Origin of the sequence: Syntrophus sp. (in: bacteria), assembly GCF_040768185.1 — a bacterium.
GTDB lineage: Bacteria > Desulfobacterota > Syntrophia > Syntrophales > Syntrophaceae > Syntrophus > Syntrophus buswellii.
The window spans coordinates 1-24,458 of the sequence record NZ_JAXGNC010000006.1 but is presented as its reverse complement, the minus strand read 5'-3'; the positions used below and the strand labels follow the sequence as shown (position 1 = coordinate 24,458).

The following is a 24,458-nucleotide window of genomic DNA, read 5'->3' as shown; positions in this document are numbered from 1 at the left end:
TCCGATGTGAATAATGGTAAAAATCAATACATACAAGTATTTAGGTGTACTTTAAAGCTTGGGAATATAAGCGATTTAATGGAATAAAAAGTAATTGTTGGCGATTGTAATCTCCTAAAAAGGGATGAATAAGGAGAAATACTTCCTGATTCCTGTAAAAAAGAGATTGGATAGATGTTGCGGAATACAAAGCACTTTTTGTCCCGAGCCTGGAAATGGCGGTTCCCCTTTCAGCGAGCTGAATTATAAAAATGAATTGACCCAAGGCAGCAAATGCCTGGGTAAGATGGCCCCTGCCGGTTTGAACCCTGAAAATACTTTATGAGGAGATAAGTAATGGATGAAATTGCAAAAATTAGTGTAACCGATTTCGAGAAAAAATCAGATGGATCATGGGTTGCTTTGAATAATGCAGCCATCAACACGAAAAACGGACTGGTGATGACCGTACCGCGCGGTATGCCCTTTAAAAAAGGATTAACATATTTCGGAGGATATGATGTTGTAAAGGCACTTGAAGAAGCCAGTGTTAACTAAAAAATCAAGGGTCTGAACCGGCAGGGGAAAATTCAATATCCAATGACTCTTGGGTATGGTAACTCGTCGTGATCATCTCCGGATGGTCACGAAGTCGCTTTTTTGGGGGTGCAGGTCAAAGACGTTTCAACCAACGGTTGCCGTCAGGGTGCGATTAATTTTAAACCAGAGTTCCGTGATGGATATCAACGGCCTTTCGCTGCCGAGACAACCACGAATGCACCCTCTCCGTGTCCCGGATGCAACGGTTCAATGGTGGTCGTTTCATGGGAGGGGAGCCCCAGGGTCTGAGCCCAGGATCGAATGGAAAATCGAGCGTTTCCCAAAAGGCGCTCCACTTCTTCAGCGCAATAGAACGTGGCCTCGGGGTAGAAGACGTTTTCATCTCTGCGGGCTTCGTATTGCCGGCCCAGAGAGCTCTCTCTGTCAATAAAACCGATGGTGAGGCAGCCGTCGCTGTTAAGGACCCTGTACGCCTCCGCGAACGTCTCTTCAGGGGAGTCCACAAAGCAAAGGGTCGTTACCAGCAGGGCATAGTCGAAGGAGCCGTCCCGGAAGGGCAGCCTCTCGGCAACACCCGCCACGGTCCTGATGCCTCGTGCCGCGGCGTGGGAAAGCATTGCCGGGGAGGGGTCCAGGCCCATCTCAACACCCAGCGGTGCGGCGAAGCGGCCGGTGCCGACGCCAATTTCCAATCCCCGTCCTTCCCACGGAACAAAAGGGCGCAAGGCGAGCAATTCGGAGACATAGGCGCCTTCATGCGTTTCAAACCAGGCGTCATAGCGTCGATGGTGCGTCTCGAAGGGGGCGGCTTTGGGCATCTTTTCTAATCTCCTGCCGTTCCTTTATCCTTCCAGGTCCTTCAAGCGGGCTGTTATCTGTTCCATCTGCTTTTTCAGGGCTTTGGCCTGCTCTTTTAATTCGGATATTTCATCCTGTCTTCCCGTTGACTCCGGAGAAGAGCTTGTTGGAGCATCCTCGACCTTCGTCGTTTCCGCTTCTCGACTTCTCATCAGGCCGCGGCCCATTCCCCTGCCGCCGCCCGTGCCCATGCCCCGTCCTGTTCCTCTTCCCATGCCGAAGTGGCTTTGGACACTGGGGGCCGATGCGCCGGCTCCGGCTCCGGATTTGTACCTTTCCACGGCATCCCGAACCTTTCCGGAGATGCCGGAAAAGACCTTGATTCCAGCCGAGCTGAAAACCCGGAAGGCATTGGGGCCACAGTTCCCAGTCAGTACGGCCGTAACCCCCTTGTCGGCCAGCAGTTGAGCGGATTGAATGCCGGCCCCACCTCCCAAGTCAATGTAAGGGTTTTGAATAACTTCCGTTTCCATGGTCGTTGGATCAACGACGAGAAAGTACCTGCATCGCCCGAAGCGAACCTCGACAGGATCATCAAGCGACGGACCGGTGGATGTCACGGCGATCTTCATGGCATCATACTCCTTTCTTAAGAATAATATCGAGCTCTTTCCAGAGGGAGGCAATCGCTTCGGTTGCCGGCCCCTTTCCATATTCAACAACGGTTTTACCCGCCATGAGGGCGTCGTTTACGCTGCGGTCGAAAGGAATCTCGCCGATGACCCTCGCCCCCATTTCTGCGGCAATGGCCTTAATCCGAACGGTCTGTTCAGCGTTGAGATCGGATTTATTCACGACGATCAGCGATGGAATGCCGAAATGCCCGGCAAGTTCAAGGACGCGTTGCATGTCATGCACTCCGGATACCGTCGGCTCTGTGACGATAAGGACAATGTTAACGCCGCTGACGGAGGCGATAACGGGACATCCGGTACCGGGAGGACCGTCACCGAGGATCAATTCCTTGCCGAGATTTTCAGCGAGTTCCGCCGCGACGTTTCGGACCCTGGTGACCAGGCGTCCGGAGTTTTCCTCCGCGATTCCCAGCCGGGCATGCACCATCGGACCACAATCCGTTCCCGAAACGTACCATCTGCCCACGGTATTTGGTCGATTCGTGATTGCATCGACGGGGCAGAGATACTCGCAGACGCCGCATCCTTCGCAGGACAGTTCATCAATCCGGAAGGCTGTGACTCCTTGCTGGTTTGTCGGACCATCCGGGTATATCGCTCCAAATCGGCAATGTTCAGCGCATTGACCGCATGCCGTGCACTGATCAGGATCGATGGCCATTTTCAATCCGCCGACGAAATCGTGGACCTCGCGAATGACGGGTTTGAGAAGCAGGTGCAGATCTGCGGCATCCACGTCGTTGTCGGCCAGTACCCTGTTTTCGGAGAGGGCGGCCAGTGAGGCGATCACGGTGGTTTTTCCTGAGCCCCCTTTGCCGCTGATCACGGCGATTTCCTTGAATTCGGAAGACTCTCCCCTGGGAAAGGGCTCCAGGTTTTCCGCCGAAAGGGGAAGCAGCTCATCGGGCGGAACATCCGGGGGGACGGAACCGGCCAGAGATGAAACGGCGGAAAAAATATGAAGCAGCTTTTCCCTGAAGTCCGGGTAGATGTGTGTGAGGATCGTCCCGCTGGAGTAAGACTCTGCGTATTTTCGATCAAAGGGGATACGGCCGGCAATGGGAACACCCACCTTCTTTGCATAGTCGGAGATCAGTTCATCCGCTCCTTCTGAGCGGTTGATGACGATGCAGGTGGGGATCTTTTTCTTCAGGCTCATGTTGACGGCGAGCTTGAGATCGTTCAGGCCGAAAGGCGTAGGTTCCGTGACCAAAACGACTACGTCCGTGTCGTTTACGGTCTCGATCACCGGGCAGGATGTTCCCGGGGACGCATCAATAATGTTGATGGCCTGGGGATCAACGAGTGTTTTTACTCTGCGGATAACCGCAGGGGCCATGGCTTCGCCGACGTTCAACGTTCCGTGTGCAAAAAAGAACGGTTCATTCTGCGGGGAGATTTCAAGCGTACCGACCGGCGACGGCACATCGGTCAGGGCCTTTTCGGGACAGACCAGCGAGCAGAGGCCGCAGGCATGGCACAGCTCGTTGAAAATCAGAACCCTGCCTTTCACCACGGCAATGGCATTGTAGCGGCACGCCGTCGCGCACTCGCCGCAGCCGGTGCACAGATCCTCGTTCCAGGCAGGCCTCAACACCTCGACCGACTTTGGAGCGTCGAACTTCGGTTGAACAAACAAGTGGCAGTTCGGTTCTTCCACATCACAGTCCAACAGCCTCACGTGCTCGCCGCGCTCAGCGAGTGCATAGGCCAGATTGACGCTGAAGGTCGTTTTGCCTGTTCCTCCCTTGCCGCTGGCTACCGATATGTTCATGTCTTTGGCCGATCCTTTCTGTGGCTTGTGCCTTTTACCCGTTTTTCGCGGATTGTTCCGCACCGATTCCCCCGGAGGAACGATCCGGAAGAGATTGCGACTCGGATGGAGGCTGGTTTCTGTCTGGTGATCCTGGAACAATAAAACTGTAAGATCCTATAGGCGCATGATTTGTGCCATAGCACAGACAAAATTTCGATAGCTAGAATATTGAGTATATACAGGGTGATGAATTCGATGTGACGCTGTCGAGATCAGGTGCAGAGATGATTTAAGTTGTATAAATGCGACCATAACAAAAATAACAGTCTCCCATATGAGACTATTCCTTTGTCCACTCATGGCCACAAGGAAGGGTTGGACAGGGTGCCGGCGCAACGGCTCCCGGCCTTCCGGATGATCTGTGTCCATGGAATTCCGAGTTTATATCCTGAGCCGACCCTGGAAATCGGAACCGCTGCTGCATCTAGTGGACAAAGAAGAATTTATGCTTTATAGATTCAACCCTGGATAAATCAGGAAGCGACCCGGAAGGTGCAGGCGACTTTCCGTACGCCGCCAGGATCAGAATACCACGAATGGAAAGGATCATCGTATGGCAGGGGAAATTACGTTACAGGAGCTGGACGCGGGGAAATTTATTGAAGAAAAGGTTGAAGCCATTCGGAACATGGTGGGAAACGGAATCGCCATCAATGCCCTTTCCGGGGGCGTTGATTCGGCAGTGGTCACCCTTCTTGGGCATAAGGCCCTGGGGGACCGGTTGAAGACGGTATTTGTCGAAAACGGCCTGATGCGGGAGGGTGAAGCCCAGCAGGTGGTGAACTGGTTCAAGGACCTGGGCGTTACGGTGGACGTTGCCGATGCCCGCGCCGAATTTTTTTCCGCACTGGCCGGTATCATCGACCCGGAAGAGAAGCGCGAAGCCATCACGCAGACCTTTTACCGCGATGTCTTCGGGCGCATCGTGAAGGCCAGCGGGGCCAAGTACCTTCTTCAGGGGACGATTCTCACCGACATCGACGAAACGAAAGCCGGGATCAAGCGACAGCACAACGTCTTCGAGCAGCTCGGCATCAATCCTGAAGATGCCTTCGGTTATCGGATTCTCGAGCCGCTCGTTGAACTCCGCAAGGACGGCGTCCGCGCAGTCGGTAAAGCGCTGGGGCTTCCGGAGGAAGTGTTCAACCGGCCGCCCTTTCCCGGACCGGCCCTTGCCGCACGGGTGATCGGAGCGGTGACCCCGGAGCGCATCGAAACCGTCCGCAGGGCAACGGCCGTTGTGGAGACCATGCTTCGTGATTCAGGGGCGTTCCAGTACCTGGCCATCCTTCACGAAGACCGCGTGACGGGGATTCGCGACGGCAAACGCGACTTCGGTCTGCAGATCGAAGTGCGCTGCTGGGACAGTGTGGATGCGCGGATAGCAGAGCCTACCCAGCTTCCATTCGCCACCTTGACCCGGATGGCGGCCGAGATTGTCCGGACTGTGCCCGGCGTGGTCAGCGTCACCTATAACATCGGGACCAAGCCTCCCTCCACCATCGAGGCGATCTGAACCGGCAGAACCCGTCCGCTCCTATAAACCGTCAATTATGACCCGAGAGGTAAACTGCGCAGCGGATTCTTCCGGTGCGCAGCTTACTTTCCGTGGATCGTGTTGTAGGTGTCCAGGTACTCTTTTCGAGGGGCGATTTTCAGCGCCTTGTCGATGAGGAATCCCGCCTCCTGGATGTTCCCCTTCTGATAAAGCAGATACGCGAGGTTGTTCATCGTATCGGCATGATTGCTGTCGATGGAAAGGGCTTTGCGGTAAGCATCCTCCGCCTTTCCAAGATCCCCCGATCGGTAGTGGAGATTGCCGAGATTGAAATGGGGCACGACCCAGTCCGGGCGCATCCTGGACGCTGTTTTGTATTCCTTTTCCGCCAGCTCGGGCATTCCCTTGTGTTCATAGGCGACGCCCAGGTCGTTATGCTCTTCCGAAGTAAGCGGATCCTTGAGTTCAATGATCCGCGGCAGCGTGCAGGCAAAAACGCCAAGGCAGAACAAACCCATGACGAGGATCATGGAAACACGACGAGAAAGGTGCATCCTGTTTTGTTCCATAGGCGTTGAAATTTGGAATAAGAATATATTTGTGAAGGTTCCGTTCCGCTGTGAGCAACAATTCCCGATTCCCCATACCCATAGACCAGCAGGTAATGAGGCTTCGAAATGCGCCAGAATCCGGTATCGACGGCCACGATGACCGGCTTTCCCGCATCTAGATACTGCTTGAGTTGATCAACCGTTCCCTGGCCGAGGGCCGTTTTGAAATTTCTGCTTCGGGCGAAGTTTTCCATGTCCGATATGAGAGTCCCTCTCAGCTTGGCGGAATACACTTCCGTTGCAATGTCATCCGCACTTTCGGGATGGCCGTAAAACATCAAAACGGATGCCAGGGCTGCCGGGCCGCACTTCAGAGGCTCCTGCTTCACAAAAGGCACGCCGTTGATGACGATCAAAAGCAGGGACGCAAGGGAAAGAAGCCTCATGGAGCCCTCAGCCTATGACAATTTTCTTGTTCAGCAGTTTAAGGATGACAATCACCAGAATGATGATGACCAGTACGCCGATGACGAACCCGACTCCGTCTCCGCCCGCAAGAACGGAATCCGAGGCCTGTGCGAGCAGGTGGACCTGCTCTTCTGTCATCCCGCTGATTTTCGATTTGATTTCATCGGGAGTCAGGCCATGGGCGCGCAATTTTTCCTGGACGATCTTGTTTTCAAGGGCGAGTTTGATTTTGTCGATGTCCTGGAATTTGAGATCCGCGCCTGCTTGATGTTCTGACGAGACCTGTGACGATACCATGGCCGCACCTGCAGGTGACGTCACGAAGAGGCACCAGAACAGGGCGAGAAGCATGGCGAATATCGGGTTTCTGAATTTTCTGATCATCGAATGTTACTCCTTTCCTCTCTATCAAAAATTCTCAAGGCAGCCATCGGGAAGGATTAGGCTGTCCTGCTCTTCTCCCGGTCTCCTGTTGCTGCGGGCGGCATCGTCATCCCGTCGTCTCCATCCATATCCGCAGGATGCAATGACCTCTCAAGGCCCACAGGCTGTCAGTTTCGGTGAGCATCTGCATCTCACTTTTTGCCGCCTTCTGTCAAGAGAGTAAAAGGCCAAATAAGAAGAATTCCCGGGGCGGTTCATCTTAGGGGAGGGAGCCTTGCCGGAAAGGACGAATGCAGGGCCATGAAGCGTGAAGAGGTCAAGGCGGCCCACGATGGCCTGCAGGAGTGTAAGCCTGGTATGTTAAAGACAAGACAGGAAAGGATCTCAAGAAAAAGCCCGGTGAAGTCCTCTTCGGAAAACGGCACTCCATCGTGACGGTGGAAGCAGACGTGCCCCTTGCTGTCCCGGGAAGATGCCCTGCACTGAGTCCCGTTCTTTCCCTGCTTCAAGGAAGAGTTTCGGTGAGTCGCCACGTCAGAGAGGGTCTTCACAATGTTCTGGTACGGATTGTGCGTTTTTGCCGCTCATCGCCATCGCGTCTTTAGATGAAGTGGAATTGCCAGACTCTAATTCCGGGGATCTTCCCATGGCACGCAAGCCGTGTACAGAAAGCAGAATTGAACTGGTGGTGTCGAGTCGAACTGTCTGATGGAGGAGTTTTTCCAATGTTCTCAAAAAGGCTTTTTTATGTCCTGGCGGCTTCTCTTTGGATTCTGATTGCCACAGGCCCCTGCCGGGCCGAAGCGGAGAAAGTCGATAAAACGGAAAAAGGGGAGAGCGCGCTTTCCGGGGAGGTGTCTTTGTCCGCATTGAGTGCCTACATCTGGCGCGGGCAGGAACTGAGCCGTCACAGCCTGGTCTTGCAGCCGTCTTTTACCCTGAACTACGGGGGAATTTCGGCAGACCTCTGGGGGAACTGGGATTCAGATCCTCATGGTGAGGGGGGTGAGCGCTGGAACGAAACGGACGTTTCGCTTTTTTACGGAGGCAAATACCGTCTGCTGAACTATGAAATCGGCTACATGTCTTACAATGCGGTCGGCGGTGAAGATTCTCAGGAGGTATCCCTGAAGCTGGGGATCGATGTGCCGTTGAGTCCGAGCCTGACTGTTTACCGTGAAGTCATGCATGATCTCTACTGGTACTTTCTGTTGACTCTAAGCCAATCCTTCCCCGTTTCAGAGCGGCTGTCCATCGACCTGTCCGCATCGGCAGGGTATCTTGTCAGCACCGATTCGGAAGAGTATCCCGAGGTTGGCGAAGATGGGGGAGTGACCGGCGGGAAATTCAACAATTTCCATGACGGGACATTGACCGTGGGCTTTCCTTACAAAATCCTGGATAACGTCTACGTTACCCCGGCCCTGTCCTATACCTTTCCCCTGTGCGGTGATGCACGACGGGAAATGAAATATTTCAGCATGACGGGCCGGGACTCCAATTTTCTTTACGGTGGCGCCATCGTCACGTACAGCTTTTAGCTTTGCAGGTGATGGAAGAGACCCGTAAGGTTCTTGGAAAGGAACTCGGTTAACGAACTTAAGGCCTTACGTGGACTTGATGATTAACATTGGTGTAAGGCCTTATTGCCGCTCCAACCTCCGCATTGCTTTGCACCCGCCACGATTGAACAAGTTTTGAATGGTAGTTGGGCACACTGTTGTCGGGTCTCACAGCAACGGTTTCGGAAATGATTCTCAATTCACCCGTTCGAGGATTGCGCCACATGAAAATGAATGTCGCCGGCAGCGCGTTGTGCGTAAATCTCCTTTGCCAGGCAGCCGGCAGGTAGTCACTGGCGTGAACATAGCATCTCATCGTGCCGGGAAATCTTCCGGCTCCATTTGGTCCATACAGTGGGTTGCTTTCCGGGCTTTGGTAGTGATAGCACACATAGTGGTTATTCTGCCGAGGGACGGTATCCGTAACCACAAACGCACAGCCGTTCATCGCGCCTGTAAATGTAAAGACGGGAAGCTCCAGGGTATTAACAGTGATTTGCCCCATATCCTGGAGGTTTGCGACACCTCCTGGCAGGTAAGGAAAATAATTCCCCTCGATGTAGTCAGCGGGCCATGCCGGAACGGCCACTCCTTGAGCATTAGAGACCGCAGCCGGAACCAGACGCCTCAACACATATTTACGGTTACCAATGTTTGCCAGGTCGTATCTGATTTTACCGTCGCCGTCCTGATGCTGGTTCATATTGATACCCTTTGCTTTTTTCTGAAAATTGGGTTCAACAAGCTTTCCGTATATGTGAGATTCCGGCTGATAGTTGATTAGCGTATTATCGATCAGGAACTGTATGGGATTGGCACAGAACTGTTCATTTGCCGTCAAAGATCGAAAGGCCCCCTTTCCCGGAAGTGATCCATCTTGTACTATTTCTTTTTTACTTCAAACGGATTTATATTCAAGGATTATTTACCCAGGAAATGATGAGAATCTCTCGCAGCCTATAAAAATGGCAGAGCCGATTTGCATTAAGCATTTCCCGCAGCAAGTTATTCGCCATTTGTCTTAACGTAAGAATTTTGGCATCATCGAAATCCATACTTTCCCCGATTGTATGTTTCGAGGTGATTTTGTATTATTTTTCAGCTAAGTTTATGCTCAGGCTCGTTCAGCCGTATAGCGGCATTGCTTCGTGAGGAGGGGGGGATAATCAGATTACCGGAGATAAATTGACCACGCAGAAAAATCCACGATATGAAAAAAGGAGGAATAAATAACGATGAAAAAATATTTATCAATTTTTTGTCTCATCATCACCATGATGGCCGGTTATGCACATGCCGGTACGGTATATACCGACCGCGCCTTATTTGAAGCGGCGGTTTCGACATACACCATAGAAGATTTCGAGGCTTATCCTATTTCCGGCAATCCTGGCAGCGGGGCGGTGTCACAGATCAATTTTAATAACTTCTCCGCTGCATCAGTGCCCGATGCGGTAAAGGTATTGGATACGGAATTTGCCTATTCCAGGAATACAACCGTGGGGGGAGCCAACTATCTTTATCTGGATACCGATATCGGATTTACAGGTTCTGTAACAACCCTTTCTTTCAACAGCGGGATCAGCTTTTTTGGATTTGATTATACCTATAACCCAAGCTGGAATTCGCAACTTAATCTTGCCGTTGAAGGAAATTCTTTTATTCTGAGCGATGTTGATAACTACGGCTATGGCTTCTGGGGTTATATTGGAGATGGTACGTTCAGTACAGTCACTATCGACTCAGGATATATCAGCGCATATGGTATTGATCAGGTTACATTTAATGCTGTACCGATTCCTGCTCCCATTCTGTTGCTTGGTTTTGGTTTGGCAGGACTGGCAGGGTTGAGGAAGAAATTGAACCAGTAACTGAACACAGAAACGACGCAATGAAAGAAAGGCAGAACCAAGCGGTTCTGCCTTTCTTTTGGTACGCCCAGCATGGGCGCACTCTCACTTTTCATGTCAGCGGATCCGCGTGGGTAAAATACGAATTGACAAAGCAAAATATCCTCCCCTATATTTAACACTCCTGATTAAGCAATTCATCATCCTAAAAATACAAACAAAACGGCAAACATTTCAGCAACGGCAAAGGAGGAGAAGAAAATGAACATACGGGATCTTCTTGGAGCAATGGTGCAATCCGGAATGTCGGCTTCGTCAAATGAACGCATAAAAAACTCTTTAGGTGGAGGAATGCTGGATAATCTTGGGAACATGCTGGGAGGTTCATCCGGGCAGACCGGAGGCGGAGGAGGCGGAATAGGGGACCTGTTATCCAGCGTCCTGGGGGGCGGACAAAAGGGGCCCGCCGCACCCGGTTCCGGGGGCGGCCTCGGTGATTTGCTTTCAAATATGCTGGGCAGTGCGGGACAAGCGGTTGGCGGCAACAGAAATATTGCCATAGGCGGCCTGGGGGCACTGATTGGTTCCCTTCTGGGCGGTGGAGGAAAGTCCGTCGGAGGGGCCGTCGGCGGCGGCTTAATGGCCGTTCTGGCCAGTCTGGCTTTCAATGCCCTGAAAGGAAGCGGACAAAAAAACCCGTCGATACCGGTCGGACTGCTGGAGCCACAGACGGAAATGGAGCAGCTCCAGATGGAACAAAGCTCGGAACTCGTTTTGCGTGCCATGATCAATGCAACCAAATCTGACGGCGAGATCGATCAGAATGAAATCGACCGAATGCTTGGAAAAATCAGTGAAATCGGGATTGATGAGGAAGGCAGGGACTATTTGAGGACCCAGCTGCAGCAGCCGATGGAAACGGAAGCGCTGATCGCCGCGGCACAGGGTCAACCGGAACTTGCGGCCCAGATCTATGCGGCCTCTCTGCTGGCCATTGAAGTGGACACCCAAGCGGAGAAGGATTACCTGGAACGGCTTGCTCAAGGATTGGGTTTAACACCGGAAATTACCCGGCGTATTCAAGAACTCGTTGGCCTGCAGCAGGCATAAAGGACAACGTTATGACGCCTTCCCTATTGATGGCGTCGCGAACTATGCACCGAATTTGAGAAGATTCTCGGCAACGGGAAGCAGAAACAAAGCGAGGGCTTAACTAAAATTGGTTAAGCCCTCGCTTTTGGAGTGGGTCGGGAAAAACCGGGCGGCAACTGTTTTTTTTCGAGGGGTAGTACTTCGATGTCATATCCAGCCGGGTTATGAAACATCCCGTCAGTCCCATGAGGGAACTGCTTCCAGATCCTTGGAAGCCAGACCCGAAGGACAGAGGCGGTTTCCTCTCGCCTGCCAAGCTCTTAAATGTCCTGACCAGTCTTGCGTGATCCTTTTTCAAAGAACGGCTCATTTGAAGGACTTCCGGATCAATATCCTGTCTGGAGAGCAGATCCGATATGACTTCGTCGCACGGTTACGTCCTGACAGGATCTGTCATTCTCTACCACCTGAGAAATTCAAGCGTGCATGGTGTAGTGCCTGACCCGGTTAACCTATGGATGCCATGCCGGATCATGTCCTGGAGCACCATGAAAAGTCAATATTAGCTGAATAGGAGTTTTATCCCAGTACAATTTTGAGATAAAGTTGAGGCACCTGTCCGGAAGGAGCGGACCACTGTCAACAAAAGTCCTGTTCAGGACCAATGATCCGGGAAGTCGGGTTATTACTCGTAAAAAAAGGTGCATTCAGAATCTTGAAGCTGGTTTTCCCGTGCTGTTGGAGTCAGGTTCACCAAGTGGATTCCAGAAAGCTTGAATTTATATACGGATTTTACTGTTGGACAGCAGAGACCATCTCTGGGGCCATGCGTTAATAAACGAAGAACAATAATTCCATGTTCAATGTTCATGGACTTAACTTCAACCCTGTCGCCCAGTGTGATCACTTTACTAATCGTGGGATTGCCTTGTGCCGCGATGGCCGCAGCAATACCGACCATAATTCCGCTTCCTCCGGTATTGCGCCAAAGAACAACGGCTCCATCAATAACGCCATCGCCATCAAGATCACCAAACGCTTTCTTTGCAATACCCACTGTATCCCAAACAACCGGATCATCAGGACCCTGATCGTCCCGTTCTATTTTTTCTTTGTATTTCCCATTTTTAAATTTATATTGACATATTTCCAGATTATCCAAGATTTGGCCTGTAACGGGCTTTTTATCGCTTACAGTTTTGCTCTCATTTTTTGCAAGATCGTGCTCACCGCTAAGTTTATGATGATCTCTCGATTTAGAGCTTCGTCCCGTCGTTTGAGCCATAGCCTTAACAGCTGCAATGCGCTGCGGCAGAACCGAAGCGAGTTCTAACCCACCGCACCCTCTAACTGTCTCTCTGCAATGGTGTAATTTTCTTGAATCACCGGATGTTGTTCCGCTTTGCCGATAATATTTTAATGCAGCTTCGTGATAGCCCAAACCTTCTGCCGACATTCCAAGAAAATAGTACGCCAGATCTTGTCCATAGCCTATTTTCATCACCAATTCCGCCAGGGGCTCCCATTGTCTTGAATTATAAGATGAAATCAACTCATTACGATGTTCACCCCAACTGAGATAGCATTCAGGAGTGTCGCAATCGAGATTCAGGTTTCCAACTTTCAGATCTCTCATAAACTGGGAGTGTAATTCAGGTGTTACCGTTGCATATTTAGGAGAGGCGCATGAAATCCCTATCAGGGTAACAACGAAAAGAATAGCACCCAGTAACGATTGTTTCCTCTTCATACCTAATTCCTTTCATCCATCCGTGCTGATGTTGCCTATCGTTCAGCATGAATAAACTGTGATTGATCGGGTTCTTCCGGCTATTCCAGGTGGGCCTTTGCGAAACCTTCTCTGATCATTTCAAGATTTGATATTATGATGTCCCAGCAAGATCAGTCGATCCTGTGGGGACTTTTATTGTGTGTTCTGATGGTCTGATTCCCGGCCTATTCTCTCGGATATCGCCCCGGAGACTGCTTCCTCCACTTCTGGATTTTCTGTCGTAAATTCCCAACCGTAAGCCAATGAGGTATAGAGGTGCAATCGTGGTTTGGCGATGTGACACTTCCGGGATGGGTTAACATCTGCTTTGATCCTTATGGCCTATGCCAGCCTCCTGAGATGAGGCTGTCAATATTGGTTGAGTCCTGTTCAAACATCAAGGATTTCCTTGACCCGGCCGACCGTCCCGTCTTGCAGCCGTACCTTGATGCCATGGGGATGCCTGGGGGACTTTGTTAGAATATCCAAAACAATTCCCTCAGTCAGTTTTCCGGTGCGCTGATCCTGTTTCTGGACAATCTTTACATGTGTCCCTGTTCTAATATCCGAACGGTTTTTCCCATTCATGGGCATATCGTCCAGTGGGAGAAATTTCCCAGCTTTTCTGAAAAAGTGCTCCCAGCTTCATCGTTGCACCTTCGATCTTTTCATCTGCCTACTCTTGAGGATCTTGCGGGACAGCTTTAAAGCTGAAAATAATCAAAAACGTCGCTCCGGCTCTTTGCAGTAACTCTTTCTGCCATCCAGTATGGCTCAAATTTTACACCCCGCTGAAAACAACCTGGCAAGACCAGGCATCGTCGACTCCAGTCTGGGCCAGATCAATAAATCTATGCTCTCTGAATTAACCCACTCACTATCTGTAAACAGGTCTTCTGTAAACAGGACGTCGGCGAAGGGTTTTGCTCCTTGCTTTTGCTGGGGCAGTGGTCAATTCAGTCTCTTGAGTCTCAATTACCGGCCTGGGTAAAGGACGTAAAGTCAATGAAACCTTATGGGTTTGCTGGGCCTTGGTTTCTCCTCCAATCTCAACGACAAACAATTTTCCTCCAGCTTTTGTCGATGCATCAAGGACAAAGCACACTTCCAGCTGGACTTCCTCAAGTTCGAAGAAGGGATCTCCCGTAGTATCTTGAGCTTCGATAAGCTCCTTCTTTACATCCTTGATAAATTCTCCGAGACGAATCTTGCCTTTCATAATCACCCCGATCGACATCCTGTCTGCCCTGCGCTTACACCATGTGCCGTTTCGGTCCGTTATTAGCGGCTATCATTATGCTGTGGTGGAAAGCGGAGAAAAATCATCCGTAGGCCCGGCAAACGGCACCGAAGTTGACAATGTCCACTGTCAAACATCCCTTTGGAGTCCGTCCAGACGGCGGCAGAAGAGCCAACGCCGAAAAGGAGTGAGTGTGCGCAGCCGGCGACTCACTCATACGCAACAAGGGCCACCGCAATGGTGGCCCTTGTTCATTCCCTGGGACGTCAGCCTGGTGTCTACGACTAGCTCTTCCGCCAGAACGCAAGCCCAGCGAGGCCCATGCCCAGCAGCAGTAACGACGCCGGTTCCGGCACCGTCGTGGCGTTGCCGTACACCTTGAAGTCCGCCGCTATGCCGGTCGGCCCGCTGACTCCGGTGTAGGGAGGCTGTTGGCCGCCCGTGTTCCAGATGAGGAACTCGATCTTGTTGACGCCGCTTTGCACCGTGCCGTTCACTCCGTTCTTTGAATACGATGTCGTCCACGGTTGATTCTGACTTAGATTGTTGACGCCAAGACTCGTGCCGTTCAGCAGGATGTCGGTGAGGTAGTCATCGGAGAGCCATCGGAAGTCGAATGTCGTGCTGGTGGTCGAGCCCGCCCAGTTGAAATTGAATGCGTAGGTATAGAGCTTGCCCATCACGTTGCCCTGAGTCGCATTCGACTGGTCAGCCGCCCACGAGATGTACTTCCCTGTAGTCAGGTTCTCATTTGGCAGTACGGGCCAGCCATTGGCGAATTTGGTTACCAGATAGGCATTTCCTCCGTCAACGGTGAAGAAATCGTCGATCCCGTCGGAATTGGCGTCTGTGCCCGTGGAGTACATGAGATCGGCCTGAGCTGGAATGGCGAAGAGCAGCGCGACCAAGCCTAACACTGCGAATACCATAAATAACTTTTTCATTTTATATACCTCCTGTTGAATTGTTCACGTCACTTCAGGTGTATATAAAACATAATCCATTCCATATCATGATTGACCTATCATTATACATACCTAAACTATTGATCTTCCTAATGATATATTTATTATGAGTACAGAAAACAATGCGATCATTGACAAACCATAGTGTACGATATGTAAAGTTATCCGACAGTATCGCAGAAAATAAGCATCAAAAAATTAATAAATTCTCATGATTTAAAATACTTAGTTTCATATACAGAAAGTGTAAAGTTTCTTTGCAGTCAGAGAGTAGTGGTCACCCCCCCCCGCATCAAAGCTCCGTCTCCCGTCCGCCCCCTGTGGGGGCTCCCGCGATCTTGCCATCCTGATTTTTGAAGTTCCGGATTTGACACACTGAACGGAAAGGTATAAAAACGACCCACAACTCTTCAAACGTGATCATGGCTTTTCAGGTTTTTCACAACGATACTGTCATTTGGGAAAAGGGGTGCCATGGCAATTAAGAAATCCGAACTTTACTCCTCCCTCTGGAAAAGCTGCGACGAACTGCGTGGCGGCATGGACGCCTCCCAGTATAAGGACTACATTCTGGTCTTGCTGTTCATGAAGTACGTGTCCGACAAGGCGGCCAGTCAGAAGGGTAACTATTTGCTAGATGTACCCGAGGGTGGCGGCTTTGCCGACATGGTGGCTCTCAAGGGCGATAAGGAGATCGGCGATAAGATCAACAAGATCATCGGCAAGATGGCCGAGGCCAACAATCTCCGGGGAGTGATTGATCTGGCCGACTTCAACGACGAGGGAAAGCTGGGCCGAGGGAAGGAGATGGTGGACCGTCTTTCCAACCTGGTCGCCATCTTCAACACACCGGCCCTCGACTTCCGCAACAACCGCACCGAAGGTGACGACCTCCTGGGCGATGCCTACGAATACCTCATGCGCCACTTTGCCACCGAGTCCGGCAAGAGCAAGGGGCAGTTCTACACCCCGGCCGAGGTCTCCCGGATCATGGCGAAAGTCATCGGCATCGGCAACGCCAGTAGTGCCAGCCAGTCCGTCCATGATCCCACCTGCGGGTCGGCGTCTCTCCTCCTCAAGGCCCACGACGAGGCCAGAAGCCAGACCGGTTTTGACCTTGCCCTCTATGGTCAGGAAATGGACAATGCGACCGCGGCACTGGCTAGAATGAACATGATCCTTCACGACTGTCCCACGGCGGAGATATGGAAGGACAACACCCTGTCCAGCCCACACTTCAAAGACAGCAATGGCCGCCTCAAGACGTTCGACTTCGTGGTCGCAAATTTTCCGTTCTCCTCCAAGGCCTGGAGCAACGGCTTCGATCCGGTTCATGACCTTTTCAACCGCTTCGTTTATGGGGTTCCACCACAGAAGAACGGCGATTTTGCCTTTCTCCTTCATATCCTCGCCTGTTTGAAGAGCACGGGCAAGGGGGCGGTCATCCATCCCCATGGAGTCCTGTTTCGTGGTGGCGCCGAGGCGACCATCCGGAAAGAGATCGTTCAGCGCGGTTTCATCAAGGGGATTATCGGTCTGCCGGCCAACCTCTTCTATGGGACGGGTATCCCCGCCTGCATCCTGGTGCTCGACAAGGAGAATGCCTCTGATCGGGAAGGCATTTTTATGATCGACGCCTCCAAGGGCTTCATCAAGGACGGTAACAAGAACCGCCTCCGTGATCAGGACATCCACAAGATTGTGGACACCTTCACGCGGCAGGTGGAGATCCCCAGATACTCAAGGATGGTGCCCCTGTCGGAGATTCGCGACCCGAGGAACGACTACAACCTCAACCTGCCCCGTTACATCGATACCACAGAGCCCGAGGACCTGCAGGACATTGACGGCCACCTACGAGGCGGCATCCCCGACCGCGATCTTGACGACCTTGACCGGTACTGGCAGATCTTCCCCGGCCTGCGACCGCTCCTCTTCGAGCCGGCCGGACGTCCCGGTTACAGCCGCCTGAAGTTACCCATGGCTGAGATCAAAACCGCCATGTTCGACCATCGAGAGTTCACTGCCTTCAACACTTCCGTCACGATGCTGTTCGAGGAGTGGAAGGCCGCCAACGCTCCGCGACTTGTGGGTATTGCCAGGGACGACCGCCCCAAGGCCCTCATCGAAACCCTCTCCGAGGACTTGTTGGAGACCTTCCAGAAAGCCCCCCTACTTGACCCCTATGACATCTATCAGCACCTGATGGATTACTGGACCGAAACCCTGCAGGACGATGTGTATCTGATCGTCAGCGACGGTTGGGAAGAGGCTGCCAAGCCGCGACTCCTCATCGAGGATAAGGAGAAGAAGGTGAAGGAAAAACCGGATTTCACCGTGGGGAAGCAGAAGTTCAAGTCCGACCTGATTCCCGTCCCGGTGCTCATTGCCCGTTACTTTGCCAAAGAGCAAGCCGCTATTGAGAGCCTGGAATCCGAGGCTACTGCCATTTTCCAGAACATGGAAGAGCTGACCGAAGAACACGGGTGTGATGAAGGGCTGCTGACCGAAGTGAAGAATGACAAGGGAAAAATCACCAAGGCCGCGGTCACGGACCGGATCAAGGGAATCAAAGGTGATAAGGAATTTGTGGACGAGCTGAAGGTGTTGAAAGAATACCTGGCCCTCATCGAGAAGGAAGCCGTCATCAACAGCAGACTCAAAGATGCCCAGAAGAAGTTGGAGGTCAACGTTGCCGCCAAGTATGGTCAGCTGACCGAGGAGGAAATCAAAACCCTCGTGGTGAACGACAAATGGCTGGCAACATTAGCTGCTGCGGTGCAGGGAGAACTGGAGCGGGTGTCACAGACCCTCACTGGGCGTCTCCGGGAACTGGCTGAACGGTACGCCACTCCACTGCCGCAGCTTATCGCTGCTGTGGAAGACCTCTCCGCCCGCGTGGACGAACACCTCAAGAAGATGGGGTCGGTATGGGAGTGAGATCCGGCTATAAGAAGACGGATGTGGGCATCATCCCGGAGGAGTGGGGAACCATGTCGTTATCGCAGTTATCCGACTTTATCACCAAGGGCTCTACGCCAACAACTTACGGGTTTAAGTGGGAAGAGAATGGGGTTCTTTTCCTCCGAAGTGAATGTGTTTCTGAACAGGGCCTTGATCTCGGAAAGTCCATGTTCATATCGACTGCTGCCCACGCTTTTTTGCGGCGGAGTGAAGTTCGTGATGGCGATATTTTGATAACGATTACCGGTAACGTGGGACGAGTTGTCCTCTTAATGGGCACAGGCACCGCAAACATGAACCAACATATCGCTAGAATACGCATTTCATCGCCACTTGTGGATGTTGGATTTGTATACCACTTCCTTTCCCAGCCTGCAGTTCGCAGGAGATTCAACTCCATCACAACAGGTCAAGCCTATCCCCAAATCAGTCTCCAGCAGGTGCGGGAGGCAGAGGTTGCCATCCCGCTAAAGCCCGAGCAACGCACCATTGCGGAGTCGCTCTCCGATATGGACGCGCTGATAGCTTCATTGGATCGTCTCATCGCCAAGAAACGCAACCTCAAACAGGCCGCCATGCAACAGCTTCTCACCGGCCAGACCCGCCTACCGGGGTTCAGTGGGGAATGGAAGCTCATCAACATGACAGAGAAATCTGTTTTAAAGGCACGGATCGGCTGGCAAGGTCTCACGACTGAGGAGTATCGACGGACCGGTGATTACCTGCTCGTCACAGGTACTGATTTTTCGAATGGTGGGGTAGATTGGTCGAAATGCTGGTATGTGGACCGGCTACGATATGTTCAGGACAGGAATATTCAACTCACCGTAGGAGATATTCTTCTTACAAAAGACGGCTCTATCGGTAAGGTTGGTTTTGTTGATTCGCTTCCTTGCCCGGCTACACTTAACAGCGGTGTATTCGTTATCCGTCCGAAAAAGCACGCATATGTTCCGCAGTTTCTTTACTTCATACTTGCATCACACATCTTTGAAGAATTTTTGACAAAGCTACAGGCCGGATCAACGATATCGCATCTCTACCAGAAAGATTTCACTAACTTCACATTCAAAGCACCCGAAGCTGTCGAACAAACTGCCATTGTCGAGGTCCTCTCTGACATGGACGCCGATATTGCCGCCCTAGAAGCCCGCCGCGATAAGACCCGCGCGCTCAAGCAGGGAATGATGCAGGAACTGCTCACCGGAAGGATTCGCATGATATGAACAGCGGCCCCGACCCGTCATTGTATTACATCGGCTGGGATGTCGGCGGCTGGAACTGCGACAAAAACCGCCTGAGCCGCGATGCCATCGTGATCCTTGATTCCGAGCTGGTCATCGTAGGTAAGCCTTGGCGGGGCAATCTGAGGACTCACATCAACAAAGCCAACACGACGGACGAGTGGATAGGAAGCCTTTTTAACCTCTGCGCTGCCGGAAAATCAGGTGACGGTGTTCCAGTTACTCTGGCCATCGACACCCCGTTGGGGTTTTCCGATGAGTTTGTCAAACTGGTTTCCGAAGGGAAGGCCACGGGACCGATAGGAGAATCAAATACAAACCCTTATCTCTTTCGATTCACGGAACGTTATCTTTTTGAACGAGGGCTTTCTCCTCTGTCTTCCGTCAAGGACATGATCGGCAGTCAGGCGACCAAGGGCATGCATGTCCTTTCCAAATTCGCCCCTGTGATGGAAAGTTGTGGGATCTGGACCGACAATAAGGGGTTCTCTGCGGTCGAAGCCTATCCGGCGGGATGTCGGACAAGCCGGGTGTTGAAGGCCCTGCTTAAAGATCAGCACCCGCTCAGTCCTGCGGACCTCGAAGATGCGCGGGTCTGTGCCCTCATCGCTTATCTTTTCATCAACGATCGCTCATTGCTCCAACCGCCCGAGGACCATGTCTCTTCCCGAGAAGGGTGGATCTGGATTCCCCGGGATGTTTTCGATTCTCAATAAACTTCACACCAATAGGTGAATATCATGAGAAACTATTACCGCGTCATGTTGGGCAGGAAAAGTGTTCATGCAGCGGAGTGTTTCGCCGGGAACTTCATCGGGGCTGACTTCGGCATCAACCAGGACTTGAGCAGCAAGTTGCCTGATGAATGGCGGGAGTTCAACAAGGAATTTATTCCAATTTTCCTGGAGGGACATCCTGACAAGAACAAAATCGGTGCAGGTCTTGCCTGTGGGGCGCTGTGGACCGTTGCCAAGGGCATAAAGATCGGAGATATTGTGTTGTGTCCGGACGGTACAGGCAGCTATCATATTGGAGAAGTGATCAGCGACTACCTTTATGCCCCAGGACAGGTCCTTCCTCATCGCCGCACTGTCAAATGGATGAACCAGAGCATCGAACGCAACAATATGAGCGAGAGTCTCAAGAACTCGACCGGTTCCATTGGTACGGTCAGCAACATCACGGGACATCACGATGAAATCGAGAAATTGATGGGTGGCTTTACACCACCCACCGTGATATCGACTGATGAAACGGTGGAAGACCCGGCTGCCTTCGTGATGGAAAAGCATCTGGAAGACTTTTTGGTGCAGAATTGGGTACAGACTGAGTTGGGCAAGGAATATGATATCTATGAAGAAGAGGGAGAGTGTGTCGGTCAGCAGTACCAAACCGATACCGGTCCGTTAGACATCCTGGCTATCAGCAAGGATAAAAGACGGCTTTTGGTCGTCGAGTTGAAGAAGGGCCGGGCCAGTGATGTTGTTGTCGGTCAGATCCTCCGCTACATGGGGTATGTTCAGGAGGAACTGGCGGAGAAGGAACAATCGGTCAAGGGAGTGATCATCGCTCTGGAGGACGACCAAAGAATCCGCCGGGCACTGGCGGTCGTACCAACCATCGATTTTTACCGTTATCAGATCAACTTCAAATTGGTAAAGGCATGAGATGAGTCCCGTCGGCCAGAAGGAAAAGAAGACTCAAGCGCGTGTAGTGAAGTTGTTCCGTGAAATCCTCGACTACGAGTATCTTGGCGACTGGACCGACCGGGAGGACAACGCCAATGTCGAAGGCGATCTCCTCGTTCCCTGGTTGAAAAAACAGGCGGTAGAGGAGGCACTGATTCCACGGGCGCTTCATCTCCTCAAGACGACAGTGGGAGACACCAGTAAAAGCCTCTACGACCGCAACCGGGCCATCTATGACCTCCTGCGCTACGGGGTGAAGGTGAAGCCTGACGTGGGCGAGATCACCCGGACCGTCTGGTTGATCGACTGGGAAAACCCCTTGAAAAACGATTTCTCTATTGCCGAAGAGGTCACCGTTACTGCGGCAGACCCCAAAGCCCACACCAAGCGGCCGGACATCGTCCTTTACGTCAACGGCATCGCCTTGGGGGTGCTGGAACTGAAGCGCTCCATCGTTTCGGTGTCAGAAGGGATCCGCCAGAACCTGGACAACCAGAAGAAGGTCTTCATCGAGCCGTTCTTCTCCACCATGCAATGGATCATGGCCGGCAATGACACAGAGGGGCTGCGCTACGGGACGATCCAGACCCCGGAAAAGTATTATCTCACCTGGAAGGAACAGAGCCCTATCGAGAATCCCCTTGACCGGGCGCTGACCCAGCTCTGCAATAAAACCCGCTTTCTGGAACTGATTCACGATTTTATCGTCTTCGACGCCGGAGTGAAAAAACTTTGCCGTCACAACCAGTATTTCGGTGTGCGTGCTGCCCAGGAGCGTTTAAGACGGGGCAGGGTGGCATCGACTGGCACACCCAAGGGTCGGAAAAAGTCTGACAATGGTATGGCTCGCCAAGTGGATCCGCGAGAACGTACAGGGCGCCCGCGTCCTGATCATCACCGACCGCACGAGTTGAACAGATCGAGAAGGTGTTCAAAGGGGTCAACGAGGACATCTACCGCACCCGTAGCGGTGCGGACTTGATCGCCACGCTCAACGCGACGACCCCGTAGCTGGTATGTTCCCTCATCCACAAATTCGGCGGCAAGGATAAGGAGGAAGAAGAAGGCGACATCCCCGGCTATATCGCGGAACTGAAGAGGGCTCTCCCCCCGGATTCCGGGCAAGGGAACCTTACCGTCTTTGTGGACGAGTGCCATCGGACCCAGTCGGGTGATCTCCACGGGCAATGAAGGCCATCCTTCCCGATGCGTTGTTTATCGGCTTCACGGGAACCCCGCTCTTGAAGGCCGACAAGCAGAAAAGCATCGAGGTTTTCCTACACAAGCCGCTACATCCACACGTACAAGTTCGACGAGGCGGTGCAGGACAAGGTGGTCCTCGATCTGCGATATGAGGCACGGGACATCGACCAGAACATTACCTCTCAGAAGAAGATTGACGCCTGGTTCGAAGCCAAGACCAAGGGGCTGAACGATCTTGCGAAGGCCCAGCTCAAGAAGCGTTGGGGAACCCTGCAGCAGATCCTCAGTTCAAAATCCGTCTGGAAATGATTTGGCGGACGTCCTGATGGATATGGCCGAAAAACCGCAGTTGATGGACAGCCACGGCAATGCGATGCTGGTCTCCGGGAGCATCTACCAGGCGTGCAAGTTCTATGAGCTGTTTTCAAGACGGATCTGGCCGGGAAATGCGCCATCGTCACCCTCTATCGTCCACTCACGGCAGACCTGAAGGAGGAAACGGGAGAAGGGTTGACCGAAGACTTCGTCAGTATGAGATTTACCAGAACATGCTGGCTGACTGGTTTCATGAAGCCCCGGAAACGGCAATCAATAAGGCGGAAGAGTTTTGAAAGGCAGGTCAGAAAAGTTCATCGAAGAACCGGGACAGATGAAGCTCCTGGTTGTCGTGGACAAACTCTCACCGGCTTTGACGCCCCTCCGGCCACTTATCTCTACATCGACAAACAAATGCGCGACCACGGCCTGTTTCAGGCGATTTGCCGGGTAAACCGTTTGGACGGCGACGACAAGGAATACGGGTATATCATTGACTACAAGGATCTGTTCAAAAGCCTGGAGGGGGCGGTAAAAGACTATACCTCCGGGGCCCTGGACGGTTATGACAAGGAAGATGTGGCGGGACTTTTGGAGGATCGGCTGACCAAGGCCAGGGAGCGCCTTGAGGAGGCCCGGGAGGCCGTTAAGGCCTTATGTGAAGCAGTGGAAGTCCCCAAGGATACGGCTGCCTATCTACGTTACTTCTGCGCCACGGACTCCGGAAATGCCGAACAGCTTAAGGAAAACGAGCCACGGCGGTTGACGTTGTACACGCTTACTGCGTCCTTGTTGCGCGCCTACGCCAATCTGGCCAACGAGCTGGAGGAGGCGGGCTATACTGTCCCGGAGATCGCCATCCTCAAGGCCGAGGTGGATCACTTCGACAAGGCCCGCAATGAAGTGAAGCTGGCCAGTGGCGACTATATCGACCTGAAAATGTTCGAACCGGCGATGCGCCACCTCATCGACACATACATCCATGCGGAAGAAAGTGAGAAGATCTCCGCCTTTGATGACCTTTCCCTCGTTGAACTCATCGTGCAGCGGGGAGCCGATGCTGTGGATGAACTGCCAAAGGGCATCCGGGAGAATAAGGAGGCGGTCGCGGAGACCATAGAGAACAATGTCCGAAAGCTGATCATCGACGAGCAACCAATCAACCCGAAGTACTATGAGAGGATGTCGGAGTTGTTGGATGCCCTGATCGAGCAGCGGAAAAAAGAGGCGCTCGAATATCAGGAATACCTGGCCAAGATTGTTGAGCTGACCCGGAAGGCCAAAAATCCATCCACAGGTTACGTCTATCCTACAGCCATGGATACCGCCGCTAGACGTGCCCTGTACGACAACCTGGGGCAAGACGAGGCTCTGGCCCTCCGCGTGGATTATGCAATCAATGAGAACCGTCAGGACGATTGGCGAACCAACAATTTCAAGGTAAAGAAGGTAAGGCTGGCCATAAAGTCCGTCCTTTCCGATGAAGAGCTTACAGATAAAACCCTAGATTTGGCCATTAAGCAGCATGAATACTAAACCACACCATCTCATGGTCGGCGGCATCACCGTTGAAGTGGTACGCAAGACCATCAAGAATCTTCATCTTGGGGTTTATCCTCCCCATGGTCGGGTCCGGGTAGCGGCACCTTTGGCGGTGAGCGATGAGGCGGTAAGGCTGGCCGTGGTCTCCAAGCTGGGTTGGATCAAGCGACAACAGGCAAAGTTTGACGCCCAGTCCCGGCAGTCGCAGCGAGAGATGATTCAGGGCGAGAGCCACTATTTCCTAGGCCGTCGCTACCGATTGAATGTCATTA

The 24,458-nt window shown here is 52.3% G+C and carries 22 protein-coding genes and 1 pseudogene; 11 read left to right on the top strand and 12 right to left on the bottom strand.

The annotated features are described in order from the left end of the window. The first annotated feature begins 336 nt into the window (after positions 1–336). The gene (locus AB3175_RS07570; protein ID WP_367360341.1) at positions 337–537 is read left to right on the top strand and encodes a hypothetical protein; all 201 of its coding nucleotides are present in this window, start codon (positions 337–339) and stop codon (positions 535–537) included. Between the two features lie 185 nt (positions 538–722). On the opposite strand, the gene AB3175_RS07565 is transcribed toward AB3175_RS07570, so the two are convergent. The 3 genes from AB3175_RS07565 to AB3175_RS07555 are packed head-to-tail and all read right to left on the bottom strand — an operon-like array spanning position 723 to position 3,807. After that, positions 723–1,358 (bottom strand): class I SAM-dependent methyltransferase, encoded by a 636-nt coding sequence (locus AB3175_RS07565; protein ID WP_367360340.1) that lies wholly within the window; start codon positions 1,356–1,358, stop codon positions 723–725. A gap of 24 nt (positions 1,359–1,382) precedes the next feature. Continuing rightward, positions 1,383–1,970, bottom strand: a complete 588-nt coding sequence (locus AB3175_RS07560; protein WP_367360339.1) for a NifB/NifX family molybdenum-iron cluster-binding protein — start codon at positions 1,968–1,970, stop codon at positions 1,383–1,385. Between the two features lie 4 nt (positions 1,971–1,974). Then, positions 1,975–3,807, bottom strand: coding sequence for a P-loop NTPase (locus tag AB3175_RS07555; RefSeq protein WP_367360338.1), 1,833 nt, complete (start codon positions 3,805–3,807; stop codon positions 1,975–1,977). A 595-nt stretch (positions 3,808–4,402) separates the two neighbouring features. Here AB3175_RS07555 and AB3175_RS07550 point away from each other — a divergent pair. Continuing rightward, positions 4,403–5,365 carry an ExsB family transcriptional regulator gene (locus AB3175_RS07550; RefSeq protein ID WP_367360337.1) on the top strand — a complete coding sequence of 321 codons (963 nt, stop codon included), beginning with the start codon at positions 4,403–4,405 and terminating at the stop codon, positions 5,363–5,365. 83 nt (positions 5,366–5,448) lie between these two features. Here AB3175_RS07550 and AB3175_RS07545 read toward each other — a convergent pair whose 3' ends face one another. Genes AB3175_RS07545 through AB3175_RS07535 form a run of 3 tightly spaced genes read right to left on the bottom strand, consistent with a single transcriptional unit; the run spans position 5,449 to position 6,750 of the window. After that, positions 5,449–5,901, bottom strand: coding sequence for a tetratricopeptide repeat protein (locus AB3175_RS07545; protein ID WP_367360336.1), 453 nt, complete (start codon positions 5,899–5,901; stop codon positions 5,449–5,451). Beyond that, positions 5,874–6,344 carry a C39 family peptidase gene (locus AB3175_RS07540; protein ID WP_367360335.1) on the bottom strand — a complete coding sequence of 157 codons (471 nt, stop codon included), beginning with the start codon at positions 6,342–6,344 and terminating at the stop codon, positions 5,874–5,876. The genes AB3175_RS07545 and AB3175_RS07540 overlap by 28 nt, the downstream gene beginning before the upstream one ends. Before the next feature lie 7 nt (positions 6,345–6,351). Then, complete coding sequence (locus AB3175_RS07535) at positions 6,352–6,750, bottom strand: PA2779 family protein (protein WP_367360334.1); 399 nt, start codon at positions 6,748–6,750, stop codon at positions 6,352–6,354. A 725-nt stretch (positions 6,751–7,475) separates the two neighbouring features. Between AB3175_RS07535 and AB3175_RS07530 the strand changes: the two genes are divergently transcribed. Then, complete coding sequence (locus AB3175_RS07530) at positions 7,476–8,291, top strand: hypothetical protein (protein ID WP_367360333.1); 816 nt, start codon at positions 7,476–7,478, stop codon at positions 8,289–8,291. Between the two features lie 58 nt (positions 8,292–8,349). Here AB3175_RS07530 and AB3175_RS07525 read toward each other — a convergent pair whose 3' ends face one another. Next, the gene (locus AB3175_RS07525; RefSeq protein WP_367360332.1) at positions 8,350–9,153 is read right to left on the bottom strand and encodes a hypothetical protein; all 804 of its coding nucleotides are present in this window, start codon (positions 9,151–9,153) and stop codon (positions 8,350–8,352) included. 394 nt (positions 9,154–9,547) lie between these two features. Between AB3175_RS07525 and AB3175_RS07520 the strand changes: the two genes are divergently transcribed. After that, on the top strand, positions 9,548–10,183 hold the full coding sequence (locus tag AB3175_RS07520) for a hypothetical protein (protein ID WP_367360331.1): 636 nt from the start codon (positions 9,548–9,550) through the stop codon (positions 10,181–10,183). A 179-nt stretch (positions 10,184–10,362) separates the two neighbouring features. Here AB3175_RS07520 and AB3175_RS07515 read toward each other — a convergent pair whose 3' ends face one another. After that, complete coding sequence (locus AB3175_RS07515; protein WP_367360330.1) at positions 10,363–10,491, bottom strand: hypothetical protein; 129 nt, start codon at positions 10,489–10,491, stop codon at positions 10,363–10,365. A gap of 22 nt (positions 10,492–10,513) precedes the next feature. On the opposite strand from AB3175_RS07515, the gene AB3175_RS07510 reads away from it, so the two are divergent. Beyond that, positions 10,514–11,272: a tellurite resistance TerB family protein gene (locus tag AB3175_RS07510; protein WP_367360329.1), complete on the top strand. Its 759-nt coding sequence runs from the start codon at positions 10,514–10,516 to the stop codon at positions 11,270–11,272. Between the two features lie 667 nt (positions 11,273–11,939). On the opposite strand, the gene AB3175_RS07505 is transcribed toward AB3175_RS07510, so the two are convergent. The 4 genes from AB3175_RS07505 to AB3175_RS07490 all read right to left on the bottom strand — a co-directional run bounded on the left by AB3175_RS07505 (position 11,940) and on the right by AB3175_RS07490 (position 15,209). Then, positions 11,940–13,004: a hypothetical protein gene (locus AB3175_RS07505; protein WP_367360328.1), complete on the bottom strand. Its 1,065-nt coding sequence runs from the start codon at positions 13,002–13,004 to the stop codon at positions 11,940–11,942. Positions 13,005–13,415: 411 nt separating this feature from the next. Next, positions 13,416–13,613, bottom strand: a complete 198-nt coding sequence (locus AB3175_RS07500) for a YwbE family protein (protein WP_367360327.1) — start codon at positions 13,611–13,613, stop codon at positions 13,416–13,418. Positions 13,614–13,902: 289 nt separating this feature from the next. Continuing rightward, on the bottom strand, positions 13,903–14,244 hold the full coding sequence (locus tag AB3175_RS07495) for a trypco2 family protein (RefSeq protein ID WP_367360326.1): 342 nt from the start codon (positions 14,242–14,244) through the stop codon (positions 13,903–13,905). Between the two features lie 305 nt (positions 14,245–14,549). Then, positions 14,550–15,209 (bottom strand): PEP-CTERM sorting domain-containing protein, encoded by a 660-nt coding sequence (locus tag AB3175_RS07490; protein WP_367360325.1) that lies wholly within the window; start codon positions 15,207–15,209, stop codon positions 14,550–14,552. A 495-nt stretch (positions 15,210–15,704) separates the two neighbouring features. Between AB3175_RS07490 and AB3175_RS07485 the strand changes: the two genes are divergently transcribed. The 6 genes and pseudogenes from AB3175_RS07485 to AB3175_RS07460 all read left to right on the top strand — a co-directional run. Beyond that, positions 15,705–18,170, top strand: a complete 2,466-nt coding sequence (locus AB3175_RS07485) for a type I restriction-modification system subunit M (RefSeq protein ID WP_367360324.1) — start codon at positions 15,705–15,707, stop codon at positions 18,168–18,170. Next, positions 18,161–19,420 (top strand): restriction endonuclease subunit S, encoded by a 1,260-nt coding sequence (locus AB3175_RS07480; protein WP_367360323.1) that lies wholly within the window; start codon positions 18,161–18,163, stop codon positions 19,418–19,420. The genes AB3175_RS07485 and AB3175_RS07480 overlap by 10 nt, the downstream gene beginning before the upstream one ends. Beyond that, positions 19,417–20,154, top strand: coding sequence for a hypothetical protein (locus AB3175_RS07475; RefSeq protein ID WP_367360322.1), 738 nt, complete (start codon positions 19,417–19,419; stop codon positions 20,152–20,154). Before AB3175_RS07480 ends, AB3175_RS07475 begins: the two co-directional genes overlap by 4 nt. 24 nt (positions 20,155–20,178) lie before the next feature. After that, the gene (locus AB3175_RS07470) at positions 20,179–21,105 is read left to right on the top strand and encodes an endonuclease NucS domain-containing protein (RefSeq protein WP_367360321.1); all 927 of its coding nucleotides are present in this window, start codon (positions 20,179–20,181) and stop codon (positions 21,103–21,105) included. A 1-nt stretch (position 21,106) separates the two neighbouring features. Continuing rightward, a pseudogene (locus tag AB3175_RS07465) lies at positions 21,107–24,180 on the top strand (type I restriction endonuclease subunit R). Continuing rightward, positions 24,170–24,458, top strand: a 289-nt coding sequence (locus tag AB3175_RS07460) for a YgjP-like metallopeptidase domain-containing protein (RefSeq protein WP_367360320.1), incomplete at its 3' end; no start/stop codon positions are given. The pseudogene AB3175_RS07465 and the gene AB3175_RS07460, both read left to right, overlap by 11 nt.

What these genes read in the sequence shown, in the direction of transcription:
- AB3175_RS07570 (WP_367360341.1), top strand. Translation starts at nt 337, where the DNA reads ATGGATGAAATTGCAAAAATTAGTGTAACCGATTTCGAGAAAAAATCA.
- AB3175_RS07565 (WP_367360340.1), bottom strand. Translation starts at nt 1,358, where the DNA reads ATGCCCAAAGCCGCCCCCTTCGAGACGCACCATCGACGCTATGACGCC.
- AB3175_RS07560 (WP_367360339.1), bottom strand. Translation starts at nt 1,970, where the DNA reads ATGAAGATCGCCGTGACATCCACCGGTCCGTCGCTTGATGATCCTGTC.
- AB3175_RS07555 (WP_367360338.1), bottom strand. Translation starts at nt 3,807, where the DNA reads ATGAACATATCGGTAGCCAGCGGCAAGGGAGGAACAGGCAAAACGACC.
- AB3175_RS07550 (WP_367360337.1), top strand. Translation starts at nt 4,403, where the DNA reads ATGGCAGGGGAAATTACGTTACAGGAGCTGGACGCGGGGAAATTTATT.
- AB3175_RS07545 (WP_367360336.1), bottom strand. Translation starts at nt 5,901, where the DNA reads ATGCACCTTTCTCGTCGTGTTTCCATGATCCTCGTCATGGGTTTGTTC.
- AB3175_RS07540 (WP_367360335.1), bottom strand. Translation starts at nt 6,344, where the DNA reads ATGAGGCTTCTTTCCCTTGCGTCCCTGCTTTTGATCGTCATCAACGGC.
- AB3175_RS07535 (WP_367360334.1), bottom strand. Translation starts at nt 6,750, where the DNA reads ATGATCAGAAAATTCAGAAACCCGATATTCGCCATGCTTCTCGCCCTG.
- AB3175_RS07530 (WP_367360333.1), top strand. Translation starts at nt 7,476, where the DNA reads ATGTTCTCAAAAAGGCTTTTTTATGTCCTGGCGGCTTCTCTTTGGATT.
- AB3175_RS07520 (WP_367360331.1), top strand. Translation starts at nt 9,548, where the DNA reads ATGAAAAAATATTTATCAATTTTTTGTCTCATCATCACCATGATGGCC.
- AB3175_RS07515 (WP_367360330.1), bottom strand. Translation starts at nt 10,491, where the DNA reads ATGCGTTCATTTGACGAAGCCGACATTCCGGATTGCACCATTGCTCCA.
- AB3175_RS07510 (WP_367360329.1), top strand. Translation starts at nt 10,514, where the DNA reads ATGCTGGATAATCTTGGGAACATGCTGGGAGGTTCATCCGGGCAGACC.
- AB3175_RS07505 (WP_367360328.1), bottom strand. Translation starts at nt 13,004, where the DNA reads ATGAAGAGGAAACAATCGTTACTGGGTGCTATTCTTTTCGTTGTTACC.
- AB3175_RS07500 (WP_367360327.1), bottom strand. Translation starts at nt 13,613, where the DNA reads ATGAATGGGAAAAACCGTTCGGATATTAGAACAGGGACACATGTAAAG.
- AB3175_RS07495 (WP_367360326.1), bottom strand. Translation starts at nt 14,244, where the DNA reads ATGAAAGGCAAGATTCGTCTCGGAGAATTTATCAAGGATGTAAAGAAG.
- AB3175_RS07490 (WP_367360325.1), bottom strand. Translation starts at nt 15,209, where the DNA reads ATGAAAAAGTTATTTATGGTATTCGCAGTGTTAGGCTTGGTCGCGCTG.
- AB3175_RS07485 (WP_367360324.1), top strand. Translation starts at nt 15,705, where the DNA reads ATGGCAATTAAGAAATCCGAACTTTACTCCTCCCTCTGGAAAAGCTGC.
- AB3175_RS07480 (WP_367360323.1), top strand. Translation starts at nt 18,161, where the DNA reads ATGGGAGTGAGATCCGGCTATAAGAAGACGGATGTGGGCATCATCCCG.
- AB3175_RS07475 (WP_367360322.1), top strand. Translation starts at nt 19,417, where the DNA reads ATGAACAGCGGCCCCGACCCGTCATTGTATTACATCGGCTGGGATGTC.
- AB3175_RS07470 (WP_367360321.1), top strand. Translation starts at nt 20,179, where the DNA reads ATGAGAAACTATTACCGCGTCATGTTGGGCAGGAAAAGTGTTCATGCA.